Annotated in this window: 23 protein-coding genes and 2 tRNA genes; 18 read left to right on the forward strand and 7 right to left on the reverse strand. The window is 62.6% G+C overall.

Annotated elements, in window-relative coordinates; all coding sequences use genetic code 11:
- Nucleotides 1–9: 9 nt before the first annotated feature.
- Together L1F06_RS12670 and L1F06_RS12675 are read right to left on the reverse strand one after the other, a co-directional pair.
- Nucleotides 10–942, reverse strand: a complete 933-nt coding sequence (locus L1F06_RS12670) for an ABC transporter ATP-binding protein (protein ID WP_003239894.1) — start codon at nt 940–942, stop codon at nt 10–12.
- A 154-nt stretch (nt 943–1096) separates the two neighbouring features.
- Entirely contained in the window at nt 1097–1759 is a 663-nt protein-coding gene (locus tag L1F06_RS12675) for a transglutaminase-like domain-containing protein (protein ID WP_129482388.1), read from the reverse strand.
- 140 nt (nt 1760–1899) lie between these two features.
- Here L1F06_RS12675 and L1F06_RS12680 point away from each other — a divergent pair, with 140 nt between their 5' ends.
- Nucleotides 1900–4347, forward strand: a complete 2448-nt coding sequence (locus L1F06_RS12680; RefSeq protein WP_129482387.1) for an acyl-CoA dehydrogenase — start codon at nt 1900–1902, stop codon at nt 4345–4347.
- A gap of 99 nt (nt 4348–4446) precedes the next feature.
- Nucleotides 4447–4854: a PA2817 family protein gene (locus L1F06_RS12685; protein WP_003239888.1), complete on the forward strand. Its 408-nt coding sequence runs from the start codon at nt 4447–4449 to the stop codon at nt 4852–4854.
- A gap of 105 nt (nt 4855–4959) precedes the next feature.
- Here the strand turns inward: L1F06_RS12685 and L1F06_RS12690 are convergent.
- Nucleotides 4960–5035: transfer RNA gene (locus L1F06_RS12690), tRNA-Gly, on the reverse strand.
- A gap of 14 nt (nt 5036–5049) precedes the next feature.
- Nucleotides 5050–5125: transfer RNA gene (locus L1F06_RS12695), tRNA-Glu, on the reverse strand.
- A gap of 503 nt (nt 5126–5628) precedes the next feature.
- On the opposite strand from L1F06_RS12695, the gene L1F06_RS12700 reads away from it, so the two are divergent.
- From L1F06_RS12700 to L1F06_RS12745, 10 genes are all read left to right on the forward strand, one after another.
- Nucleotides 5629–6528, forward strand: a complete 900-nt coding sequence (locus L1F06_RS12700) for a LysR family transcriptional regulator (protein ID WP_129482386.1) — start codon at nt 5629–5631, stop codon at nt 6526–6528.
- A gap of 480 nt (nt 6529–7008) precedes the next feature.
- On the forward strand, nt 7009–7212 hold the full coding sequence (locus L1F06_RS12705) for an AlpA family transcriptional regulator (RefSeq protein WP_129482385.1): 204 nt from the start codon (nt 7009–7011) through the stop codon (nt 7210–7212).
- 30 nt (nt 7213–7242) lie between these two features.
- Nucleotides 7243–8106 carry a ParA family protein gene (locus L1F06_RS12710; protein ID WP_129482384.1) on the forward strand — a complete coding sequence of 288 codons (864 nt, stop codon included), beginning with the start codon at nt 7243–7245 and terminating at the stop codon, nt 8104–8106.
- Nucleotides 8090–8326: a type II toxin-antitoxin system HicA family toxin gene (locus L1F06_RS12715; RefSeq protein WP_129482383.1), complete on the forward strand. Its 237-nt coding sequence runs from the start codon at nt 8090–8092 to the stop codon at nt 8324–8326. Before L1F06_RS12710 ends, L1F06_RS12715 begins: the two co-directional genes overlap by 17 nt.
- On the forward strand, nt 8319–9986 hold the full coding sequence (locus L1F06_RS12720; RefSeq protein ID WP_129482382.1) for a ParB family protein: 1668 nt from the start codon (nt 8319–8321) through the stop codon (nt 9984–9986). Before L1F06_RS12715 ends, L1F06_RS12720 begins: the two co-directional genes overlap by 8 nt.
- An 18-nt stretch (nt 9987–10004) precedes the next feature.
- Nucleotides 10005–10565 (forward strand): DUF2857 domain-containing protein, encoded by a 561-nt coding sequence (locus L1F06_RS12725; RefSeq protein WP_129482381.1) that lies wholly within the window; start codon nt 10005–10007, stop codon nt 10563–10565.
- Nucleotides 10566–10569: 4 nt separating this feature from the next.
- Nucleotides 10570–11724, forward strand: a complete 1155-nt coding sequence (locus tag L1F06_RS12730; protein WP_129482380.1) for an STY4528 family pathogenicity island replication protein — start codon at nt 10570–10572, stop codon at nt 11722–11724.
- A gap of 271 nt (nt 11725–11995) precedes the next feature.
- Nucleotides 11996–12790 (forward strand): PFL_4669 family integrating conjugative element protein, encoded by a 795-nt coding sequence (locus tag L1F06_RS12735; protein WP_129482379.1) that lies wholly within the window; start codon nt 11996–11998, stop codon nt 12788–12790.
- Entirely contained in the window at nt 12787–13344 is a 558-nt protein-coding gene (locus L1F06_RS12740) for a DUF3158 family protein (RefSeq protein WP_129482378.1), read from the forward strand. Before L1F06_RS12735 ends, L1F06_RS12740 begins: the two co-directional genes overlap by 4 nt.
- Nucleotides 13341–13736 carry a single-stranded DNA-binding protein gene (locus tag L1F06_RS12745; RefSeq protein WP_129482377.1) on the forward strand — a complete coding sequence of 132 codons (396 nt, stop codon included), beginning with the start codon at nt 13341–13343 and terminating at the stop codon, nt 13734–13736. The genes L1F06_RS12740 and L1F06_RS12745 overlap by 4 nt, the downstream gene beginning before the upstream one ends.
- Before the next feature lie 126 nt (nt 13737–13862).
- Here the strand turns inward: L1F06_RS12745 and L1F06_RS12750 are convergent, their stop codons facing one another.
- Entirely contained in the window at nt 13863–14711 is an 849-nt protein-coding gene (locus tag L1F06_RS12750) for a class I SAM-dependent methyltransferase (protein WP_129482376.1), read from the reverse strand.
- A 74-nt stretch (nt 14712–14785) separates the two neighbouring features.
- Here L1F06_RS12750 and L1F06_RS12755 point away from each other — a divergent pair, with 74 nt between their 5' ends.
- The 6 genes from L1F06_RS12755 (at nt 14786) to L1F06_RS12780 (ending at nt 22263) form a co-directional block, all read left to right on the forward strand.
- A complete protein-coding gene (locus L1F06_RS12755) occupies nt 14786–15214 on the forward strand; it encodes a helix-turn-helix domain-containing protein (protein ID WP_129482375.1) in 429 nt (142 codons plus the stop codon).
- A 136-nt stretch (nt 15215–15350) separates the two neighbouring features.
- Nucleotides 15351–17360: a DNA topoisomerase III gene (locus L1F06_RS12760; RefSeq protein WP_129482374.1), complete on the forward strand. Its 2010-nt coding sequence runs from the start codon at nt 15351–15353 to the stop codon at nt 17358–17360.
- A gap of 525 nt (nt 17361–17885) precedes the next feature.
- Nucleotides 17886–19421 (forward strand): DNA cytosine methyltransferase, encoded by a 1536-nt coding sequence (locus L1F06_RS12765; protein ID WP_129482373.1) that lies wholly within the window; start codon nt 17886–17888, stop codon nt 19419–19421.
- Between the two features lie 310 nt (nt 19422–19731).
- Entirely contained in the window at nt 19732–21294 is a 1563-nt protein-coding gene (locus tag L1F06_RS12770) for an ATP-binding protein (RefSeq protein ID WP_129482372.1), read from the forward strand.
- Nucleotides 21295–21595: 301 nt separating this feature from the next.
- Nucleotides 21596–21847, forward strand: coding sequence for a hypothetical protein (locus tag L1F06_RS12775; RefSeq protein ID WP_129482371.1), 252 nt, complete (start codon nt 21596–21598; stop codon nt 21845–21847).
- Between the two features lie 23 nt (nt 21848–21870).
- The gene (locus tag L1F06_RS12780) at nt 21871–22263 is read left to right on the forward strand and encodes a hypothetical protein (RefSeq protein WP_129482370.1); all 393 of its coding nucleotides are present in this window, start codon (nt 21871–21873) and stop codon (nt 22261–22263) included.
- 133 nt (nt 22264–22396) lie between these two features.
- Here the strand turns inward: L1F06_RS12780 and L1F06_RS12785 are convergent, their stop codons facing one another.
- Both L1F06_RS12785 and L1F06_RS12790 read right to left on the reverse strand, forming a co-directional pair.
- On the reverse strand, nt 22397–23479 hold the full coding sequence (locus L1F06_RS12785) for an AcrVA2 family anti-CRISPR protein (protein WP_129482369.1): 1083 nt from the start codon (nt 23477–23479) through the stop codon (nt 22397–22399).
- Nucleotides 23476–24081 (reverse strand): vWA domain-containing protein, encoded by a 606-nt coding sequence (locus tag L1F06_RS12790; protein ID WP_129482368.1) that lies wholly within the window; start codon nt 24079–24081, stop codon nt 23476–23478. Before L1F06_RS12790 ends, L1F06_RS12785 begins: the two co-directional genes overlap by 4 nt.
- Nucleotide 24082: the final 1 nt, after the last annotated feature.

The raw sequence follows: 24082 nt of genomic DNA on the forward strand, positions 1-24082 counted from the left end.
ACTGGGTATTCATTGCGCCACCTTGGCCAGGTTCTTTTCCACCAGGGAGACGAACAGCTCCTCCAGGCGATTGGTCTTGTTGCGCAGGCTCAGCACCTGCACCTGCTGCTGCGCCAGTTGCTGGAACAGCGCGTTGAGGCCCTGGCTCTTCTCCACCTGCACTTCCAGGGTGTGGTGATCGAGCAGGCGCGCCGGATAACCCGTCAGTTTCGGCGCCTCGCTGTAGGAGTCCTTGAGATCGAGCAGGAAGGTCTCGACGTGCAGCTTTTTAAGCAGGTCCTTCATGCTGCTCAGCTCGACGATGCGACCGTGGTCGATGATGCCGATGTTGCGGCACAGCTGCTCGGCCTCCTCCAGGTAGTGGGTGGTGAGGATGATGGTGATGCCCTGCTGGTTCAACTCGGTGAGAAAGCTCCACATCGAACGGCGTAGTTCGATGTCCACGCCAGCGGTGGGCTCATCGAGGATCAGCAGGCGCGGCTGATGCACCAGGGCGCGGGCGATCATCAGCCGGCGTTTCATGCCACCGGACAGCTCGCGCGAGGCCACGTCGCGCTTTTCCCACAGGCCGAGCTGGGTCAGGTACTGCTCGGCGCGCTCCTTGGCGATGGAACGCGGAATGCCATAATAGCCGGCCTGGGTGACGACGATGTCGAACACCTTCTCGAACTGGTTGAAGTTGAATTCCTGCGGCACCACGCCCAGGCAACGCTTGAGCGCGTAGGGTTCGCGGTCGAGGTCGTGGCCGAACACGCTGACCGTACCGCTGCTCTTGTTCACCAGCGTGGAGAGGATGCCGATGGTGGTGGATTTGCCGGCGCCGTTGGGGCCGAGCAAGGCGAAGAAGTCACCTTCGGCGACGTCCAGATCGATGCCGTGCAGGGCCTGGAAGCCGTTTCCGTAGGTCTTGGTCAACTGCCGAATGGTCAGGGCGGAGCTCATGAAGATGGGGTTTCCCGCGCGAGAGTGATGTCGTTATAGATGAGGGCGGAACCACGGGTTTGCAACCGGGTGTTTCTTCCGCCCTTCGCTGGCATGCACCCTACCGGCCCTGACGCGCGGAGAAAAGGCCGTCCTGCCGATCTTGACTATCGACTCAGTCGATAGCTGCCGCCTCATGCTGCATGTCGCCCTGCAGCCCCTGCGTGCCGGCCTCGAACAGATGCGGATAGCAGCGCTGCAGGTGGTCGAAGAACAGTTCCTCGGGGAGATCCTCGAACTGGCCATGATCGACCAGGTATTCCATATAGCGCTCGCCCTTGTCGTTGTAGGGGTGAAAGACGCTGTCATGCAGGCCGTCGAACTCCAGCGGCGCCACCTTGAACACCCGGCACAACGCCTCGTTGAACGCCGGCGTGGCCTTGACCCAGCGACCGTCCAGATACAGCTCGGTGTAGCCATGCATGGCGAACACTTCGCTGCGTAGCAACTCCAGCAGACGTGGCGTGGACAGGTGATTGCGCACATCGGCCAGGCCGATACGCGCGGGGATGCCGCAGTGCCGGGCGCAAGCAGCGAGCAGGTTGGCCTTCGGCACGCAGTAGGACTCCCCGGCTTCCAGGGCATGACTGGCCTTGAGCGTCTGCGCATCGAGGCTGAAGGAATAGGGGTTGTAGCGCACGCCATCACGCACCGCCAGGTACAGGGCGATGGCCTGGCTACGCGGCTCGCGTGCAGCACCACGGCAACGTTCGGCGAACTCGACTACCGCAGGATGGTCACTGTCAATGAAGCGGCCGGGTCGCAGATAGGCATGCATGGTGAGGGCTCCTGAATTTCGTCTCAGTCTAAACCTGCCGATTGCGCGCCGATCAAGACGATCCGGCCAAGCTCACCGCCCCTGATGCCATTTGTGACTATGCTCGGGGCGTCGCCCGCTCGAATCATGGAGGAATGCTCATGCTCGTCATCTGGTTGCTGGTTCTGCTGCTCGGGGTCGCCTACCTGGCCCATAGCCGTACCGCCGCCCTGCCCGCCCTCGGCATCACCGCAGCCTATCTGCTGGCCATGGCCCTGTTCAGCCCGGTACCCGGCTGGCTGCAACTGCTGCTATGGATCATCACCGCGGCGGTGGCCGCCTTCGTCGTGCTCGGCGACCTGCGCCGGCAGTTCTTCAGCGGCCCGCTGTTCAACTGGTTCCAGCGCGTCCTGCCACCGATGTCCGCTACCGAACGCGACGCCATCGAGGCCGGCACCGTGTGGTGGGACGGCGAACTGTTCAGTGGCCGACCGAACTGGGAAACGCTGCTGGCTTATCCCAAGGCCAGGCTGAGCGAAGAAGAACAGGCCTTCATCGACGGCCCCACCGAAGAACTCTGCGCGATGATCAGCGACTGGCAGGTCGGCCAGGAAATGGACCTGCCGGAGAAAGCCTGGGAGCACATCAAGCAGCATGGCTTCTTCGCCCTGATCATTCCCAAGGAATACGGCGGCAAGGGCTTCTCCGCCTACGCGCACTCGCAGGTGGCGATGAAGCTGGCGACCCGCAGCGGCGACCTGGCCTCCACCGTGATGGTGCCCAACTCCCTCGGTCCGGCCGAGCTCCTGCTGCACTACGGCACAGAAGAACAGCGCAACCATTATCTGCCGCGCCTGGCGCGTGGCGAGGACATCCCCTGCTTCGCCCTTACCGGCCCGCTGGCCGGCTCCGACGCCGGCGCCATGCCCGACACCGGCATCATCTGCAAGGGCCAGTTCAACGGCGAAGAAGTGATCGGCCTGCGCCTGAACTGGGAAAAGCGCTACATCACCCTCGGTCCGGTGGCCACCCTGCTCGGCCTCGCCTTCAAGGCCTACGACCCGGATCATCTGCTGGGCGACAAGGTGGACCTCGGCATCAGCCTGGCGCTGATCCCCACCGATACCCCCGGCGTGGAAATCGGGCGCCGCCACCTGCCACTGGGCGCCGCCTTCATGAACGGGCCGAACTCGGGCAAGGACGTGTTCATTCCGCTCAACTACCTGATCGGTGGCCAGGAGTATCTCGGCAAGGGCTGGATGATGCTGATGAACTGCCTGTCGGTGGGCCGCTCCATCTCGCTGCCGGCCGTCGGTACCGGTGCGGCCAAGTTCACCAGCCTCGCCACCGGCCAGTACGCCCAGTTGCGTGAGCAGTTCAACGTACCGCTGGCCGCCTTCGAGGGCATTCAGGAAGCGCTGGCGCGTATCGGCGGCAACGCCTGGCTGATGGACAGCGCGCGCATCCTCACCGCCAATGCCGTCGACCTGGGCGAGAAACCCTCGGTGCTGTCGGCGATTCTCAAGTACCACCTGACCGAGCGCGGCCGCGAGTGCATCGGCCATGCCATGGACGTGCATGGCGGCAAGGGCATCATCATGGGCCCGAACAACTACCTGGCCCGCTCCTGGCAGGGGGCGCCCATCTTCATCACCGTCGAGGGCGCCAATATCCTCTCGCGCAACCTGATGATCTTTGGCCAGGGCGCCATCCGTTGCCATCCCTACGTGCTCAAGGAAATGGCCCTGGCCGACCGTGAGGACAAGGACCAGGCGCTGACCGAGTTCGATGCGCTGCTGATGAGCCATATCGGCTTCGCCGTCGGCAACGCCGCCAGCAGCTTCCTCCTGAGCCTGACCTTGGGACGCCTGGGCACGGTGCCCGGCGACGACCTCAGCCAGCCCTACTACCGTGCGCTCAATCGCCTGGCCGCGGCCTTCGCCCTGTGCGCCGACAGCAGCATGATGCTGCTGGGCGGCGATCTGAAGCGCCGCGAACGCCTCTCCGCGCGCCTGGGCGACGTGCTCAGCCATCTCTACCTGGGTTCGGCCGCGCTCAAGCGCTACCACGACCTCGACTACCCGCAGGCCGTCAGACCGCTGGTGCGCTGGGCCATGGAGGAGAATCTCTTTCATGCCGAACAGGCGCTCGACGAACTGCTGAGCAACTTCCCCAACCGCCTGTTCGGCTGCCTGCTGAAAGTGCTGGTCTTCCCCCTTGGTCGTCGTCACCACGGCCCGAGCGACGTGCTGGAGGCGGAGGTAGCCGCGATCATCGGCCGCCAGGCCGGCGACCCTGCCCTGGAATCGGTGCTGGAAGGCTGCTACCGACCGCAGGCGGACCAGGATTCGGTGGGTGCGCTGCAACATGCACTGAACCTGGTGCAGGCCAGCCAGGACGCCCGCAAACGCCTGAACCAGGCGCTCAAGGACGGCAGCCTGCAGCCGGCACCGGGCCAGGATGCCATCGAAGCGGCGATTGCCGCCGGCATTCTCGATGGCGAGCAGGGCCTGCGCCTGCAAGCGGCCGAAGCGGCGCGGCGGCGGGTGATCGACGTCGACGACTTCACCAAGGAAGAGCTCAAGCTGAGCCGCGGCAAGGTGCGCTGACCTAAACAGCCCCTGCCACAGGAAGACCACCCAAGCGGGACAGCGGGTGCCAGGAACTCTATACTCCTGCGCCCGTTTTACCTTTCAGGACACTGCTACATGGCCAGCCATCTCGAACACCACCTCGCCCTGCTCAACCACCTGCGCGGCATCCTCGTTGCCCTGGGTGAAGCCGAACAGGTGCTCGACGACAGCCATGCCCTGTTTATCGAACGCTACGACGAACTGCTCGCCGAACTGCCGAGCGACCCGGTGTCCAGCCAGTACCTCGGCCAGGACCTGATCAGTCAGGTGTTTCACCGCTACCCGCAGATCGCCCACCTGGTGCCACGCGACCTGCTGTGGTTCTTCGGCGGCGACTGCCTGCACTTCATGCCGGACGAGGAGATCGCCCTGTACCAGGCCCTCGACGAGCGCCGCTTCGAAGCCGAAGAGAACGACGAGCCGTTCGACTGGAATCAGGAAAAGCAGCTGCTGGCCCTGCCCACCGACGGCGCCAAACACTGACCGGCCGACAGACAAAAGGCCCGCACGGCTAACCGGCGGGCCTTTTTCATTGTGCAAACGGCAGAAACGAAAACGCCGCTCGATTGAGCGGCGTTTTCGTTTATTTGGAGCGGGAAACGAGACTCGAACTCGCGACCCCGACCTTGGCAAGGTCGTGCTCTACCAACTGAGCTATTCCCGCAGTACAACTTGAAGTGGCGTCCCCTAGGGGACTCGAACCCCTGTTACCGCCGTGAAAGGGCGGTGTCCTAGGCCACTAGACGAAGGGGACCTGGAACTTCGTATGAAACCCTGCCTGAGCAGCATTTCTAAAATCTGGAGCGGGAAACGAGACTAGAATCTAGCTCATAACTCTTTGATTGTAAAGAGTTTTCCGCAACCACCTTGTCGGCAGCGGACGCAATTATGGACTTGTTTGGACGCCCAGGCAACCCCCGCGCCAATTTTTCTTTCCAGGACAGGCCAGGGGCAGCTACTGACGTCTGTTCCGCATCTACCAGGGCCCTCCTCCCGCACCTGCCGGCTCCTCTCCAACTGCGACACAGCGCCCAATCCCGACAGATGGCGGCTCCATCGACGGAGGCCATTGCGAATTGCTATCGGTAATTCCCTCAAATGTCTGCTTGAGTAGTTACCAGGCAAGGGCCAGAAATCACCAAGGAACCTCAATGACCGACTCTCAAACGACGAACCACGCGGTCCTCCCCCAGGAGCCAATGGTGACGCTCTGTCCCTATGGGAAACACCACGGAACAGTAAGGAGGCTGCTGTATTATGAAGATACGTCACCTGCACTACTTCCTCGTCGTCGCTGAAGAACTGAGCTTCTCGCGGGCAGCCGCCAGAGTTCATATCGAACCCTCCCCCCTCGCTCGGGCCATTAAGGAGCTGGAAGCGGAGCTGGGGGCTCGCCTGTTCAATCGCGTCAGGGGACACATCCGGCTGACTTGGGCCGGTGAAGTCTTCCGTGAGGAGGCACGTCGAATGCTTGCTTTCATGGAAGGGGCCCGTACTCGCGTGCATGCTGCTGAGCGAGGATACCGCGGCCGACTGCGCATAGCCCTGACCGATGGCCTCGCACAGCCCCGATTGACACAGTTACTGGCCCGTTGCCGTGAGGAGGAACCTCTCACCGAAGTGAGAATCATCGAAATGACCGCCAAGGAGATGGTCAACGCACTGGTGCACGACCAGATCGATGCCGGCTTCACCGTGCACACCGAGCTCGGCAGCGAACTCTTCAAGGAAGTTGTCTGGACAGATCGCCCCGCCATCGCCGTCCCCCGGAATCACCCCCTCCTCTCTCTAGAGAAGATCCCCCTCCAAGAGGTGGCCCGGCATGCCCTGATTCTTTGCCATCCCGAGCGATGCTCGGGTGGATACAATATCATTCGCCGCTGGTTTTGCGAGTACGCGCTGCCTGCGCCCTCGATAGCCGAATATGTATCAGGGCACGAGCCGATGATGATGCTGGTTGCGGCGGGTTATGGCATCGGTGTTGGACTGGAATCACAAATCACCCTGTATAGCCACCCCGACGTCGTCATCCGCCCAACAACCGACGATGTCCCCAGCGCGGCGACGTTCATTACCATGCTCGACCAGCCCCCATCGGCAGCATTGAGCAGATTTTTCGCCCGTGCCCAGCAAGTTGGTGAGGTGATTACTGCCTAATACGCTTTCTCAAAACAGTTAGTATGGCCCTGGTTCTTATCGCCAGGGTCGTTTTGTTTTCGTCATACCCCTGACCGCAAAGGTCACGCCGTTGCAGAACGAAGGCCAGGCCACAATGCCTTTGCTGGTCGGATACTTGCTACCAGTGACCTTTCTACACGAGATGAGTCCCCCTTTTGACCCGTGCATGACTTTTTTCGTCAGCTCAATGACGAAAAGATACTGACATAACCATTCGTTATCGCAGCAGAAGAAGACTGATCCTTTTTGGTCTTGATTGTCCCCAGGGTGCTACCAACATGGAACGCTCACGGGTCGGCTTGACGGTGTATGCCATCAAAGTCAGTAGGGCATCGGAGCAGGTGTTTTGATGAATCCGGTGGTCAGCACGATCCGATTGTTTGATGCGCCAATGGAGTGACGCTCCTCTACTACGGGTCACGCCTTACGAGTGCTATCAAGCATCAAGGAGTGACCACCATGTCTGAGCAAGTTGTTGCGGATCGCCGCATTCTCCGCCGCGCCGAAGTTGAAGCCAAAACGGGCTTCAAGCGCGCACACATCTATGGCTTGATGAAAGCCGGCAAATTCCCGAAAGCGTTACGCCTGGGTATTCGCGCCGTCGGCTGGGATTCCGCCGAAATTGACGCCTGGATCACCGAACGCCTCAAAGAGCGCGTTTGACGCCGCTCCATTACGGACAAGGAGCGAGCCATGCAAGTGATCGCCATCATTTCGACGAAGGGTGGAGTCGGTAAAACCACCGTCGCCGCCAACCTGGGAGGCTTTATTGCTGATGCAGGCCTGCGGGTGCTGCTGATCGATCTCGACGTGCAGCCCACGTTGTCGTCCTACTACGAACTCACCCACCGCTCCGCCGGCGGCATCTACGAGCTGCTGGCATTCAACGAGCAAGCACTGCCACAGCTGGTATCGCACACGACCGTCACGGGTCTGGATGTGGTGCTGTCCAACGACGAACACCAGCAACTGGGCACACTGCTTCTGCATGCTGCAGACGGGCGCTTGCGCCTGCGCAACCTGCTACCGTTGTTCCGACCGCACTACGACCTGGTGCTGATCGATACACAAGGCGCGCGCAGCGTCATGCTGGAGATGGCCATGCTCGCCGCAGACATGGCCGTCTCCCCGATCACCCCGGAAATCCTCGCTGCCCGGGAACTGCAGCGAGGCACGCTGCAACTGATCGATGCAATCGCCCCCTACCGCTATCTAGGTATCCAGCCTCCGCCACTGCATTTGCTGCTCAACCGCGTGCCAGCGATCTCGTCGAACGCCAAGCTGGTTCAGCAGACGCTGCGGCTGATTTTTCGTGAGCATCACGAAGTCCAGATACTGCTCACCGAGATACCCGCCATCGAGGCTTTCCCTCGCGCCGCGACATCGAGCCAGCCAGTACACAGGGTCGAGTATCGACGCCCGACTGGGCGTCAGGCACCGGCGGCCCTGGAGACCATGCGGGCCCTCGCGAACGAGCTTTTTCCGCAATGGCAGGAGCAGTTTGCCGGTGTAACTGGCCGAACTGGCAGGAGGCACTCAGATGTCGAACGCTTATGAGCTCTGCCGCGGTCACAAGCGGCTACTGCCGCTGGTTGAATTCGCCTTGAGTGAGGGCTGGGAAGTCCGCCGCACACAGGGAGGGCACCTGAAATTCATGAAATCTGGCCTGCCGCCGATCTTCACCAGCTCAACGGCGAGCGATCACGGGGCAAGCCAAAACGCCTGGGCGCGTCTTCGCCGGGCAGCACGGAGCCTGCAGGGAGACCTGAATGGTTAATGTCTCTCCCCAGGAAATGGCCGGCAAGCTGATGGCCGAAGGCTTCTCCCGTTCCGGCCCTGTCGCGAAGGTGTTGAGCGACCCGGTTACCGACACCCCGATGGTCGTCACGCTCGACGATCTGCTTCCGTATGAGCTCGATCCACGCCTGACGCGCAATCCGCTCTACGACGACATAAAAGCCTCCATCCGCGAGCGTGGCCTCGATGCTCCCCCGCCGATCACCCGGCGTCCTGGTGCCAACCATTTCATCATTCGTAACGGTGGCAACACCAGGCTCGCCATCCTGCGGGAGTTGTGGTCCGAAACGAAGGAGGAACAATTCTTCCGCATCTACTGCTTGTTCCGCCCTTGGCCCGAACGTGGCGAAATCATCGCGCTGACCGGGCACCTGGCGGAAAACGAGCTCCGTGGCGGCCTGACATTCATCGAGCGCGCGCTCGGTGTCGAGAAGGCCAGGGAACTGTACGAACTCGAAAGCGGCAAGCCGCTGTCGCAGTCGGAACTTGCTCGCCGCCTCAGCGCCGATGGCTACCCGGTTCCGCAGTCCCACATCAGTCGTATGCAAGACACCGTACGCTACCTGCTGCCCACCATTCCCAACGTGTTGTACAACGGTTTGGGGAGGCATCAAGTCGAACGGTTGGCGGTATTGCGCAAGGCCGCCGAACTGACCTGGGAAAAATATGCGTGCGGCAAGGAGTTGGTCACTGATTTCGAGACGCTATTCCACGACGTCCTCGCACCATTCGATGGACAGCCAAGCTCTTTTTCTGGCGGCCGGGTTCAAGACGAACTGATCGGTCAGATGTCGGAGCTGCTCGGTATCGACTACAACGTGCTGGAGCTTGACGTCGACAGCACCGAGCACCGTCAGCGCGCGGTAAACAGCCCACCACTGCCGCCAATCGAAGCCGCGACCGTCATCAAAACCGACAGTGCATCCACTCCCCCGCCGGACGCCGCTCGCGACCATGGCACTGCAGCAGATACTTCGGGAACCGCACCTAACGCCCCCACCCTACCGCTATCACCAGTACAGACTCGGGAGCCAGTCGCGTCCCCCAATGAGGGGGATAACGAAGTACGCCTGCAGGGGCACATCGTCTCACCTGCCGACAATACCGATCGGCTGCAAGCTATCCAGAAGATGGTCGCCGAACACACCGGCGAGCCTCTACCCACCTTCACGGATAACGTGCTTCAGGCGATTCCCGTGCAGGCCGGAGGACTGTTCCCGATCAGCGACGTCTGGTACATCGAACCGGGGCTGGACTCGCCAGATCGCCTGCGCATCCACATTGCACAATTCGCGCAGGAGATCGCCGAGGAAGCCCAACTGGTCGACCACATCGAAGCGGTCATGGCCGGTATAGGTTTCACCTGCACGCTGCCCCACCAGGACACGCCGCTACCGACGTTCGGCCGCATGGTGTTGGCGTTGTTGCGCGCGTTGAGTATCCACTACGCCACCGAGCCCTATCAGGACGATCTTCGCCTGGGCGACAGCCTCGGGGCACTGTTGTTGGGAACCGACGTCAGGGACGCAGAAGCCCTACCCCGCCTGAGCGATAACGGCTTGGTCAAGTTGTTCCGTCTGGTCCGGCTGGCACGCCGGCTGTTGGATCTGGAGGCCAATCCAGATGAGACCAACCACTGAAACAGGCCGGAGGGAACCATGTCGGCACCTCATCCACTCAATCAGGCTGTCGTCGCACAGGCTCTGCACGATCTGCGCAATGGCCAACTTCGCCGCTGCCAGTCGATGGGGTTCAGCGAGCGGGAACTGGACGTACTGAAGCAGCCCGCCCTGGTGAGCCTGCTGGCAAATGCGCAGGTGCCGTGGTGTTCTGTGACGGTGAACACAGACGTCCTCTGGCGCTTGGTCGGCCAGATGCACGACATCGAGCAGGAGATCGCCACTGTCGATCGCATGTTGCGCCTGGGGGCCAGCACCGAGATGGTCAGCAAGTTCTACGGGCTGACCCATCAGGAGGTCGCCCTGCGCCGCGACATCATTAAGCTGCCTAAACGCCGGGGGCGGCATCCAGTTCTGAATGAAGAACAGGAGATGACCCTGTGGAAGCAGTGGAAATCCGGCATTACGGAGCGCGGCATCGCGCTGGATGACGACAGCACGATGCTGGAGCTGACGATGGATCTGGCCGAAGCCTTGTCGTTGCCCATGTCCGTGATATGGGCTGCGATAGGAAGCTGGATCGACCAAGGCCTGGTGTAAGGCCATGGTCTCGCCGACAGGCCCCGTCTCTCTTTCAACGCTGCTCGACAACGCCCTGCGGCAGCTGCCCTCCACCCAGGGCAGCAATCCAGCCAGCGATGGATTTATCTACAGCGGCAACCGCCATGAAAGCGTGCCTCGCGCGTTGTTTCTCGACCGCCGTCTGACACCGCTGGAACGCAACACATGGCAGGTATTTCGACTGCTGCTCAACGGCGATGGGGTCACAGCGTTCCCGACTTACGATCAGCTCCGCCCCTACCTGGCATCGACACCCTGCGCCGAACAGGCATCGCATGAAACCGTGGCGCGCGCGCTGACACTCCTGCGATTAACGCGCTGGCTCAGCCTAGTGCGCCGCCGGCGCGACCCCACGACCGGGCGCATCAAAGGCAACCTCTATGTCCTACACGACGAGCCGCTCACGCCCTTTGAGGCCATGCAGCTTGACCCGGAATACCTGGGGCTGGTGAGCCACGCGCTCAACCACGCCAGCAAAGCGATTCAGCGTGTGGGCTACTACTCCATTCAGGAACTCAGCGAAGACCCGATGCTTAGCGGCCGTGTACTGCCGACACGCCTACAGGTGCTGACACAGCGCATGGCCCAGGGCAGTATATCCGCAGGCGAAAGTTATCCACAGGCGCAGACTTCCCACGAATCCGAAGAAGGCTGCAATGCCCTTCTTCGGAATGGCGAGCCGCCGTCTTCGGATTCCGAAGCGGGCATGGAAGCCAGCAAAACCGGCCCTCTTCGGAATCCGAAGCAAGACCGTACTGTAAGTAATCGTATAAATCGTACAGTACCGCGCGCGCGAGAACTCCAGGGCCTGCGAATGCCTGAACGCTTCCTGGCGTTGCAGGAGGAACAGCAGGCCGGCGCGCTGGTGGCCCTGCAGCAGGTCGAGACTGGGCAGCGCCAGGCCGTGCTCGACGAATGGGCCGCGCGCTGTCGTAGCTGCGAGGTGCGTAAACCTGCCGGCTATCTGTTCGGCATCATCCAGGCCGCTATTCGTGGTGAATTCAACGCATGGGCTGGACACGGGCAGAGCAGTGCCGTTGCCAGCGACCCACCTCCCGAGCCCCCTTCTCAACCGGCGAACCCCGCAGTCGTCCAGGCACACCTTGCCCATCTGCACGCCCTGCTGAACCAGAAATAGCGGCTTGGGGAAACCTCCCTGGATCACCCTGGAACTATCCCCAGGGGATAGTTGCGACAGACAGCCTTCCGAACTCGCCACCAGCCAGCATCGCCCATCGCTGCGCCAGCCCGACCTACTGGAACTCCTTGGAACTATCCCCAGGGGATAGTTGCAACAGGCAGCCTTCCGCTCGCCAAACCCGGCTGGCATCGGGTGCGGTTTGTTGACTGACCGCCTTCCTCCCGCTGCCCAAGCTGGCGACTCGTTCCCCATACCGCGAGTCGCCCTCATGGCCAACGACGAAAAACCACTGCAGCTCAATCTCGGGACACTGCGCAGCGCAATGGCATTGACGCTGCACACCCACCACGCATCCAGGATTTGGCATGGCCGCGCCGCCAGCGACGGGAAACCCGGCATCGTCGGCCTGAACGGCTTCATCGCCATCGCCAACAAGATCAAGCGCGGCTCCGAGCAAGACGACCCTTACTCCGACTGGTGGATGCTGAGGATCGAGGAAAAGCTGACGCAGACCAAGGATACGTTGCAGGCCCTGCGCGAACAGGTCGACCAGGCGCTGGCCGACGTGCCACCAGCGCTGTCGCTGGGCGAGAACATGAACGTGCAGCCTGTGAAGCTCCCGTTGTTCGTGAACGCGCAGCTCGGCTTCCTGGCAGTGTATCTGCTGGCCGACTACGACGACCTTGCGCGGAAATTGATCCTCGCGCATCACACCGCCCTCATCGATCGCGGAACGCTCGAGCGCTGGCTCAACGAAGGGGCTCACGCACTGCGCAGCCTGTTCTCGTTGGCACAGCAGTTTCGCTACTCGGGCTGCACCAGGGATGATTTCGCTGCCAAGAATGCCGCAGCCAGGGCAGCCATTGAGAAACTGGGCGAACTGCCGCAGGACGTGCTCGAAGGCACCCTGCGCTCCCGCTACGCGCCACCCATCATCCGGCGCTCAGCACTAGCCTCGTCAGCAAACCAGGAAGCAGAGGATGCCGGTGCCGGCGACTTCCCGGTGGAGGACGTCGGTGATCCGGTGGCTGCGCCAGGTGAAGGCGAGGATGCGCCAGCATGACGCCCCCCTCGACCTCTACGGCAGCTCGCCGCTTTCACCCACTGGAACAGGCTGACTTCCAGAAACTGGAACAGGCAGCCTCTCTAAAAGGCCTTTTACGTCCCTTTCCTTTTAAAGGTAAGGGGGCTCTTACCGAATGGGCCAGCCAGTGCCACGCACTTCGCGACGATCTCATCAAGCTGGCACAGCGGCGCGTCCTGGCGCAGGCGGTCGACTACCCCTTCCGCCTGCTACCCGTTGAGCTGGCCCAGCAGACCACTGGCGCAGGGACCGTGTTTCTGCGCTGGCGCAGGCCCGATCGCTCCGCCATGGGGGTGGCGTTGTGGCAGGCGCTGATCACCAGCCCTGCGACTCCCGACACACTGATCGACGACCTCTACGCGATGGAGGTCCAGCGCATCGTCCTGAACATGCAAATCAGCCTCCTCCACACACTGGGCCGCCAGGCCCAGGCCTGCGCCAGCAAAGTCGCCCTGGCCGAATCGAGCTACCTGCAGCGCGTTAGCAAACACGCTGCACCCACCGGCACCACCCACCCCGAGGAATCATTATGAGCACGCACTTCGTTGGCGAGGGCAATATCGGCTCTGCGCCAGAATTCAGGGAATTTCCGAACGGCAATGACGAGCCGCGACGGCTGCTGCGCCTCAACGTATATTTCGACAACCCCGTTCCCACCAAGGACGGATTCGAGGATCGCGGCGGCTATTGGGCTCCCGTGGAACTGTGGCACCGCGAGGCCGAGCACTGGCAGTCGTTGTATCAGAAAGGCATGCGGGTGCTGGTGGAGGGGCGCACCGTCCGCGATGAGTGGGAAGACGCCGACGAGAACGAGCGCGTGACGTTCAAGATCGAGGCTCGGCGCGTCGGCATCCTGCCTTACCGCATCGAGTCGGTGATGCTCAGTCCGAAACACGCCAGCGATCCAGCCCACCCAGCCGAGTAATGTCCGCTGTATACCTCAGTGGAACTATCCCCAGGGGATAGTTCCACTGAGTTCCATCGAATTCCAGCGCTCTGTGAACGAAGCTCTCGGTGAGCTCGCTGCATCGCCCTGTCCACATAGCATCCCCTATCTGGATGCCGTAGCCCCCACCCACCAGCAGGCGGCGGTGAAGCGAACTTCCGCGCCACCCACATAAGGCTCGAAGGCAGCGCGCACGGTGGCGACCACCTCGCTGCGCGTTGGCTCGTCCGCCTGTTGCAGCATCACGCCGACCGGGCCGAGCCAGCTCACATACCGGATCAGATCCCGCTCGGGCAGCACGCAGGCCACGTCGATGGGCCGAATGTCGATGCTAGCCCAGCCGCTTTCTTCGAGGATGGCCTGAACACGGTGCCTGTCCGCGAAGGCGAACTGTCCAGGTGCGCCCGGCTGGCGAACTGGAAGCTGCGGCAGCAGCGGTGCCGCGGCATGCTCGGCCGTGGTCATGAACGGGTTTTCGGCGGCGCTGCGCCAGGCGATGCAGCACAGTTCAGCGCCGTCCTTGGCCGAGCGGCGTAGGTTGGCGAAAGCCCGGACGGGATCGCCGAAGAACATGACACCGAAGCGCGACACGATCCGGTCGAAGCTGGCCGGCTCGAAGGCATGGGCCTGGGCGTCGGCGCGAATGAAGTCGGCGGGTACTCCTTCCCGTTCGGCGCGTGCCTGCGCGAGGGCCAGCACCGACGCCGACAGGTCGATGCCCACTGCACGCCCCTGCGGTCCTAGCCGTCGCGCAAGGGCGAGCGTGGTGCTGCCCGTGCCGCAGCCGACATCAAGCACCCGGCCACCGGAAGCCGCGGCCATCGCCTGGACCAGGTGCTCCTCGAAGGACTGGAACATCCCATCGAGCACGTCCTGCGCCTCGACCCAGGCACGGCCTGCCGGGCCGTTCCAGAGTTTCTCCTGATCGTCGTAAACCTGACGTTCGTCGCTCATTTGGCCTCCTGCTGCATGCCTTGAAACGGTGAAGGCAGTACGATGCCACTTCAAGTCAACTTGAGGTCAAGAGGGTGAAAGAGCTGGATATTGGCGAGGTGGCGCAGCGTGCCGGCATGCCCGCTTCGACACTGCGCTACTACGAGGAGAAGGGGTTGATCGCCTCGGTCGGCCGGCGTGGGCTTCGTCGCCTGTTCGACGAGCAGGTGCTGGAACGGCTGGCGCTGATAGGGCTGGGGCGTGCCGCTGGTCTGTCGCTCGACGAGATCGCGCTGATGTTCGCGCCGGACGGCCAGCCACGCATCGACCGGCAGATGCTCGCGGCAAAGGCGAACGAGCTGGATCGGACCATCCGCAAGCTGAGCGCCATGCGCGACGGGCTGCGGCACGCCGCGGCATGCCCTGCGCCGAGCCACATGGAATGCCCGACCTTCCGCCGCCTGCTGCACGCCGCCGCGTCCAATGCCATCGGCGGGCGCGGAAAGAGGACTGCACCAACCTGAGTCGACCTCGTACATCAACGAGGCCACGGCTTCGCACACAAGCCGGCGTCCGGCGCTGCCGGGTTGTTTGCTGCCGCGCACGCGGCTGACGGGAATGCTGAGGGTCATTCGATGACCATCACGCCCCGGAGACTGTATGCGCGTGTTCCTCTGCGAGAAACCGTCCCAGGGCAAGGATATCGCCCGCGTCCTGGGTGCGGGCCAACGCGGTAGCGGCTGTTACAGCGGAGCGGGCGTAGTTGTGACCTGGTGCATTGGTCACTTGGTCGAAGCGGTGCAACCGGAAGCATACGGCGAGCAGTACAAGCGCTGGTCCATCGAGCAGCTTCCCATCATTCCCGAGCGCTGGCGCGTCGAGCCGAAGGCCGCAACCGCCGCGCAGTTCAAGATCGTCAAGCAGATCGTCGGCCAGGCCGCCGAACTGGTGATCGCCACCGATGCGGATCGCGAAGGCGAGATGATCGCTCGCGAGATCATCGACCTGTGCGGCTATCGCGGGCCGATTCAACGGCTGTGGCTGTCGGCGCTAAACGACGCGAGCATCCGCAAGGCACTCGGCGCGTTGAAGCCCTCGGTCGAGACGCTGCCGCTGTACTACTCGGCACTCGCTCGCAGCCGGGCCGACTGGCTCATCGGCATGAACCTGAGCCGCCTGTTCACCCTGCTCGGGCGTCAGGCTGGTTACGACGGTGTGCTCTCGGTCGGCCGGGTGCAGACACCGACGCTGGCACTGGTGGTAACCCGCGATCGCGAGATCTCGCTCTTCGTGTCGGTGCCGTTCTGGACCGTCGAGATTGCATTATCAGCGGGTGGGCAACCCTTCCTCGCCAACTGGATCGCGCCGGATGGCTGCACCGACGACAGCGGCCGTTGCCTGCAGCAGGCGGTGGCGCAACAAGCTGCCGATCGCATGCGCGTTGCCAGCAGCGCCCAGGTGGTCTCGGTCGAAACAGAGCGTGTGCGCGAAGGCCCACCGCTGCCGTTCGACCTCGGCACTCTGCAGGAAGTGTGTTCGCGCCAGTTGGGCCTCGACGTGCAGGAAACGCTCGACATTGCGCAGGCCCTCTACGAGACGCACAAGGCGACGACATACCCGCGCTCTGACTCTGGCTACCTGCCCGAGAGCATGCTCGCCGAGATGCCGGCCGTACTCGCCGCCGTGCTCAGCACCGATCCCAGCCTGCGCCCGTTGCTCGATCAGCTCGACCGTACTCAGCGCTCACGCGCCTGGAACGACGGCAAGGTCTCGGCCCACCACGGCATCATTCCAACCCTGGAGCCAGCCAACCTATCAGCCATGAGCGACAAGGAGCTGGCGGTCTACAAGCTGATCCGCGCGCACTACCTCGCGCAGTTCCTACCGCATCACGAGTTCGATCGCACCACCGCGCAGCTGCTGTGCGGCGGTCAGAATCTGCAAGCCATCGGCAAGCAGGTGATCATCTCCGGCTGGCACCAGGTGCTGGCCGTACCGGAAGTGGACGACGAGGACAGCGAATCGACAGCGCGCAGCCAGGTGTTGCCTGCCATGCGCGAAGGGCTGTCCTGCCAGGTCGGCCACGTCGATCTGAAAGCACTCAAGACACTACCGCCCAAGCCCTTTACGCAGGGCGATCTGGTCAAGGCCATGAAGGGCGTCGCCAAGCTGGTCACTGATCCCCGGTTGAAGCAGAAGCTGAAAGAAACCACAGGCATCGGCACCGAGGCCACGCGCGCCAACATCATCAAAGGCCTGCTCGACCGTGGCTACCTGATCAAGAAAGGTCGTTCCGTTCGCGCATCAGAAGCGGCTTGCACGCTCATCGATGCGGTGCCAGCAGCCATTACCGACCCCGGCACTACAGCCGTCTGGGAGCAGGCCCTGGACATGATCGAATCCGGCAGCATGACGTTGGATACCTTCGTTGCGAAGCAATCCATGTGGATCACCCAGCTCGTGCAGCAGTATCGCGGCACCACCCTGTCCATCAAGTTGCCCGAGGGGCCCGCCTGCCCGCTGTGTGGCAGTGCCACCCGTCAACGCACCGGCAAGACTGGCCCTTTCTGGTCCTGCCGCAACTATCCCGATTGCAAAGGCACCCTGCCCATCCAGCAAGCCAGCGCAACACGCAGCGCGACACACAAGCCGCGACAGACCGCAAAATAGGTCGCGACTCCATCTCCCCCATCGTATCGACCACGGTCGATGCGCATACCTCGCGCCCGCGAGGAACCCAGCACGCACCATCCTTCTGCAACGTGTGCCCGTCGCCGGCGTTTCGCTGGTTTGACGAGAAGGCGGACTCATCCGCAGCCCGTATCTCACGGACGCTCTGATTGGCTGATTTTTCGTTCCGACGGGTCCCCTGGTGCCTTGCCTCGCTCGATAGCAGAACGAGCCCCCAGGAGACCCTTCGGGTCGAACGGTATTCAGCGCCGGTGCCCGCCGGCGAAACAACGGGTTCCTTTTGTGCGCAGATGCGTGCCGAAGGATTTCGACCCCAGCCACGACAAGGGTCGAGTGCAATCGACAGCGGATGGCTTTGACGACGGCCACTCCCTGCATCAGTTCACAGGTGGTTTCTTCCTCAACAGCCGAAGGCCCAGGCCCTCGGCACCTTTCTCCTGCCTATCCGAAACCAGCGGTTCGGCGAGCGCATTGCCGCCAAGCCCATGAACAGGAGATAACCCAATGCACTCTCAACCCCACAGGCCCCCACTGCAGTACGGCAGCGTCTGCAGCGGCATCGAGGCCGTCAGCCTCGCCTGGCAACCACTCGGCCTGGAGCCAGCCTGGTTCGCCGAAATCGATCCGTTCCCCTGCGCGCTCCTCGCCCACCACTACCCCAAGGTGCCCAACCTCGGGGACATGACGCGGATCGCTGACCTGGTGCTCGCCGGCACAGTACCGGCACCAGACATCCTGGTCGGAGGAACCCCTTGCCAAGCGTTCAGCATCGCCGGTGCCCGCCATGGGCTGGACGATCCGCGCGGTGCCCTAGCCCTAAGTTATGTGGAGCTCGCAAATGCCATCGATCAAGCCCGTCTCGAAACCCGCCGCCCGCCGGCAGCACACGTCTGGGAAAACGTACCAGGTGTCCTTAGCGACCGAGGCAATGCCTTCGGATGTCTCTTGGGCGCACTGGCCGGCGAAAGCAGTCCACTCGAACCGCCAGGGGCTCGGTGGACGCACGCAGGTTGTGTGTCTGGACCCCGCCGCCGCGTTGCGTGGCGGCTGCTCGACGCCCAATATTTCGGCGTCGCCCAACGCAGGCGTCGAATCATTCTTGTGGCAAGTGGTCGAGAGGACCTCGATCCCACCCAGGTACTTTTTGAGTCCGACAGCGTGCTCGGGCATCCTGCGCAGGGCCGCGCACCGTGGCAAGACGTTGCCACATCTGCTGCATCTGGCCCTGCTGAACCAGTCGACTATGCCCACCTGAACCAGCCCTACGGCAGGATTTCGGTGTCCTTCGGCTTCGGCGGCGGCAACACCACTGGACCGATTGACGTCGCCGCTTGCCTGACGGCACAGGCCGGCACCAAAGGCGACTTCGAGACCGATACCTTACTTGTTCAGTCAGTCACCGGCTCCATCAGCCATACCCTCAATACAGCGAACAATGGCAAAGGCTGCAGCGAGGATGGCACGGGTCGCGGCATTCCGATCATTGCGTTTACGGCCCAGGACTTCGGCGCAGATGCAGCGGCGAACCTGGCACCTACCTTACGCACGAAGGTGATGCCGGCCATCGCGTTTGCGCAGAACTCACGCGGGGAGCTGCGCTGGGAATCCGGCCACGGGCAAATCGCCGGAGCATTGTCCACCGGCGGCGGCAAACCCGGCCAGGGCATGCCAATGGTGCTCAGCGTGGCCCTGCGCGGCCGTGAGCATGGCCTAGCCGCTGAACTGGGGGATGGTATCTCATCGACGTTGCGGGCCTGCAGTGGCGGCAGCGATAAAGGCTACGTGCTGGTGCCCAGCCACGAAGCGCACTTTCACTACGAGCAGAACGATCCCCGCGCAGAGAACTGGCTCCAGTGGCACGTGCGACGGCTGATGCCACTGGAGTGCGAGCGACTGCAGGGCATGCCCGATGGTTATACGGCTGTGCCATACCGAGGCAAACCAGCAGCCGATGCTCCGCGCTACAAGGCGATCGGAAACTCAATGGCGGTGCCCTGCATCGCCTGGGTCGGGCAACGGCTGCTGCAGGCGCTGACATGAACGCGGCCGGTGGCCAGTTCCGATAGTCGGATGACCGCACCACCATGTTCCGACAATTCTCTTCCCAGGTATCGCTGAACCTTCAGCGCGTCCCTCGGCAACCACGGTCTTCAAGGTTGCGCTACTCCCCGTAGCGACCGGCGCAATCCGCTCCGCATCGCCCACCGCGGATGAACGCCTTCCCTCGGCGTCGATGCCCTTCTGCTCCCTCTCCGTTGGCACCTGGCTCCGCCAGCCCCCGCCATCGCCTGCGCCTATCGCTTTCGTCCACGCGCCCTTGACGGGCGTCCCCCTTATCAGGAGTCATCCCATGAGCACTATCAGTCTCCAGACCAATCAGCACCAACTGATCGCCAACTTGCGCCACGCATTCACCCCGCATTCAATGCTCGGTGAGCTGCTGCAGAACGCGCGCCGCGCGAAGGCCAGCCACATCAAGGTCATCGCCGACGGCAATACCCTCATCGTCGACGACGACGGTTGCGGTATCACCGATCTTCAAACCTTGATATTCATCGCCGAATCAGGCTGGGATCACGACTTGAAAGAGCGGGAGAACGCATTCGGTCTCGGCGTCCTGTCGACCTTGTACTTCGCCGAGCATCTATCGGTACATTCAGGCAGCAAGGCCTTCAACGCCGCCACGGCGACCATCATCCGCGGCGACGCCATCGAGGTATATCCCGAACCCTCTCGGGTCGGCACCGAGATCCGATTGGACGGTGTGCAATCACCGCAAACCCACCTCACCTTGCCTCAATGGGTCGAGCGCCAACTCAACACACTGTGCGAGGCTTTTCCGGTGCCCGTATCACTCAACGGTGTCAACATCGCTCGCCCGCTGGCGGATGCGAGATTGCCATGGAGGCAAACACCGATAGGCCAGATTCTGCTCGATCTCGACACATCACCGACACAATGGCGGTGCTTTCTCCAGGGTCTGCCCATCGGCAGGACTCTAGCACTCCCCAAGCATCAGATCGTGCTGCTGCGCGACGACATGATCGCCCGCCTACCGGATCGTCAGCACCTGCTCAACGAGTGGGAGGATCACCGACATATTCAAGCAGCAATCATGGAGGCCTACCGACAAGCACTGCTTGAAGCCAAGGAGCGACTGGCTGGCTACGAATTCATCGAGCAGTACGCGGAAACCTGCCTGTCTTCGTCTAACGCAGACCTGCTCAACGATGTGCTATTCGCTCCGCGCGCCTGGTTCCGTAACTGGGAAGGCAACCCGGCGGGATACCACCGCTACTGGGAACGCTATCCGCTACATGGAGTAGCGGCCCGTGTTGCGCTGGAGGAAACAGGCGTCTGGTCCATCGACCGCGACGGGGAGAATGACCTCGCTGTGGAAACCTATCTGGAAGCACGACGAGCCTTTCTGCTGGAAGAGCATCGTCTCGATGCAGATCACTGGCTGAGGCACATGGTCAAGACCGTCACGCCGGATCAGGTAAACGTCCGTCACGGCGCGATTCTCCATAGCGATAGCTGCCCGCCCCTGGCGGAATGCACCGAGCTGGTTCTGGTCGACAGCCTGATCGTAAGCCTGGAAGGCGAACCTGGCGAGTATCCGGTGGATGCACTGCGCAAGGACGACACGCTCTACCTGACGCCGAAGTCTGGCAACGTCACGGAGCTCATTTCGGACTACATCTTCGATGACCTCTATAACGAGGGTCGAGAGGATGAGGACGCGCAAACGCTCGCCACGTTCGTCGCCGTAGGCTGCTCGCAAGACGCCGCTCACGTCGTCAGGGCACTGCTGCCAGATGCGCTGTGCCAGCGCTCCCAGCCGAAGCTGGCCGGGGCGGTCGTACAGCTGATCTTCGACGGCAACGGCAAACTGCAGGAGGTCACGGCCTGACCTGTCCCATGAACGCTCCTTCGGGAGCGTTCTTTTTTCCACCAGCACACACCTGCATGTGCCGGTCGCTTCCTCCTTCAATCAGGGGGCTATCGGTTTCCCATTTCCCGCTGACGCACTCCCCTAGCCGCTCGAAGCTGCTCCCCATGCGTCGTCGACCTTGGTCGACACCATGCCCGCAGCACGGGTCCTCGGCTGCACCGTGGAATCCTCCGCGCCGACCCAACCAGTCCGTTTCGCACCGTTCCTGCGGATGAGCACCTACGGGTGCCGGTGCTTCCACTTCAACTGGGAGGTTTTCATGCCCCATACGTCTTCACCCGCCCCACTCAGCGTCGATCAGGCTCGCGCCGAATCCGTCGGCTACCTGGCCTTGGCCCACCTTGGCGAACGCCGGCCCCTTCAGGTGCTACGCAGTGGTGCCGGTTACTACATCGGCACCGCCGACGAGGATGGTCCGGTATCGCGCGAGTCCGTCGAGTACTTCCGTTCGTTTCACGCAGCCGACCAGGCCCTGACAACAGGGGACTGGCAACAGCGCCTCCAGTCCTGACCCCTACCCATCGGGAGCACATCATGAACCAGTCTTTACCCCAAGACGTACTTGATCAGATCGCGCGGGAAATCCTGCACTTCGACCATGCACCGGCAGCCTTTTTGGAAGCCTGGAAGCGAGGCATCCAAATCGCCGGTGTCGAGTGGTTCGGCGACGGCACCCACGAAGGAATGCAACAAGCCAAGACCAAGTGGGAGCTACGGCCGAACGTACTGAGGCTCAATGACGCCCTGGGCGTTCTGAGCGGCGGACAGCGGATGTTTCTTTCCGCGATGGTCAGTTTTTACAATGCCAGTGAAGGTGGCGCGATGCTCAAACGCTGCCAGTTCGAGGGGCTTGCCGACCTCGGTGGTCTCGACCTGGAACGCCGCAAGGTCATCGCCGATCTGGTGCTCCACTACGACGGCTGGTGAGCCTGCTCTCAGCCCCTTTTCCCCAGACAACATGCTCCACGTTACTTCACAGGAGCCAACAAGCTCACCACCTTGCTGCCAGCCCCTCTAACGAGGGGCTATTTCATCGACTTGAGTCCACCCTCGCAGTGTGTCAACGCACGGGGCGTATGGTCGGGGTCAGATTGTCAGGATCGTCAATGTTGACCGGAATCGGAGGCATCCACCGGACGTCCAGTTTGCGTAGGTGTTGGGGAATAGCCGAACCATCGGGTGTGAACTTGGGGCCAGACCAGAAGGAGTGCCAGTGCTGCGCACGCATATGCGGGGCGAGGGTCTTGCCGGTGCCCGCGTCGGCGGAACGCATCTCCTCACGACGATCCAGCGCCGTGCGCAATGCAGCCCCCAGGCGGGCGCCAACATCGATCTCCATCGGACCGTCCGCGGGGAACAGCTTCCAGCCGTCCCGGCGAGTTCGCGTCGGCTGCGGATTGTCCAGGGTCACCTTCGAGCCTTTCCGCGTGACGTCCGGCTCCGCACAGAGATAAAGCAGCAGCGAAATGAGCGGCGCCAGCGAGACGGCCTGGGGCTGCGCCAGGCCGAGCGGGATATCGGGCGGTACGCCCAGCGCCGTCGCCTGCTCCCGGGCGCTCTGATTGACCAGTTCAACCGCCGACTCTATATCGGCAGCCGACAGGACTATCGGCACCGGCAGCAGCGTCTCCGGCGAGAACGGCTGGCGTGGATCGCCCCCAACGTCCAGCAGCAACCGCAGCTCAGGCGTGCCACCGCGGGCGATGTCGTACTCCAGGTGAGCAAAGAATCCCTCCAGCGGAATGTCACTCCACGTCAGGCCCTCCGTCTCGACATAGACACACCAATGCGGCAGCCGAAACAGGTGTTGCGTCGGCAGGCCACCAGACAGCGGCGTATCCAGCAAGGCAGCGCGGAGCGTTTCGTCGAAGCGGAAAATCCCCTGGGTCATGCGCCAAGTCGCCAGCGCAGTGAGCACGGCGGGATGGTTCACGCGCTCCAGCGGAACACGGTTGGCGCCACCCCCGCTGGCAATCGCGTAGCCAGCGGCGATGGGCATGAAGCACCAATCCGGCCAGTCGGGCAGGCCTTTGCCACGATCGGCCCGGAACGCATCGAACTGCTTCCATGCGCCAGGGTACTGACTGCCCACGGACTCCAGCATGCGTCGGGCGCGGGGGATGCGCTTCTGGAATTGGGTCATCGAGGCGCGTCCAGCAGCAGTTGTCGGATACTCTGCAAGAGAGCCGGCTGGCCCGCTTTGGCCACGTCGTTCGCAGCATAGTTACCACAGCCGAGTTGAGCCAAGCGCCGCATGAACTGGATCGCGGACTGCTCCACGTCCGGCCCGATGTAGAGAACATCAATACGACCGGGTAAGCGTCGCGCGGCGGCCAGCGCCAGCTCTTCGTTATCCGGCTGCCCGTCGCTGATAACCAGCGTCGCCAGCGGCTTGTGCGTGGCAGCGCAATCCAACGCCAAGTGCAGAGCCGTGCCACCATCCAGGCTGTTGCTTGGCAGCTGATTGATGCCATCGACCGGCGCGCCGGCGAAGGCGATCAGCCGCATCGGTTCAAGCGCATTGGCCAGAATGCCATCGACGGCCTCTCGTAGCAGATCGAGCTTTCGCCGCTGCCCCCACGCCGGGCTCTCCATCGAGCCGGAAAGATCAGCCACGATGATACGTGGTCCCTCGGTACGATTGAGCCTTTCCTCGTAGCGTGCGACGTTGCCGGTGTTCGTTGGCAACGTCGAGGCGGACTTGCGAATGAGCGCCTGCAGAGGATTGGAAAGCTGCTTGGACATG

Source organism: Pseudomonas hydrolytica (genome assembly GCF_021495345.1).
In the GTDB taxonomy this organism is placed as follows: Bacteria; Pseudomonadota; Gammaproteobacteria; order Pseudomonadales; family Pseudomonadaceae; genus Aquipseudomonas; species Aquipseudomonas hydrolytica.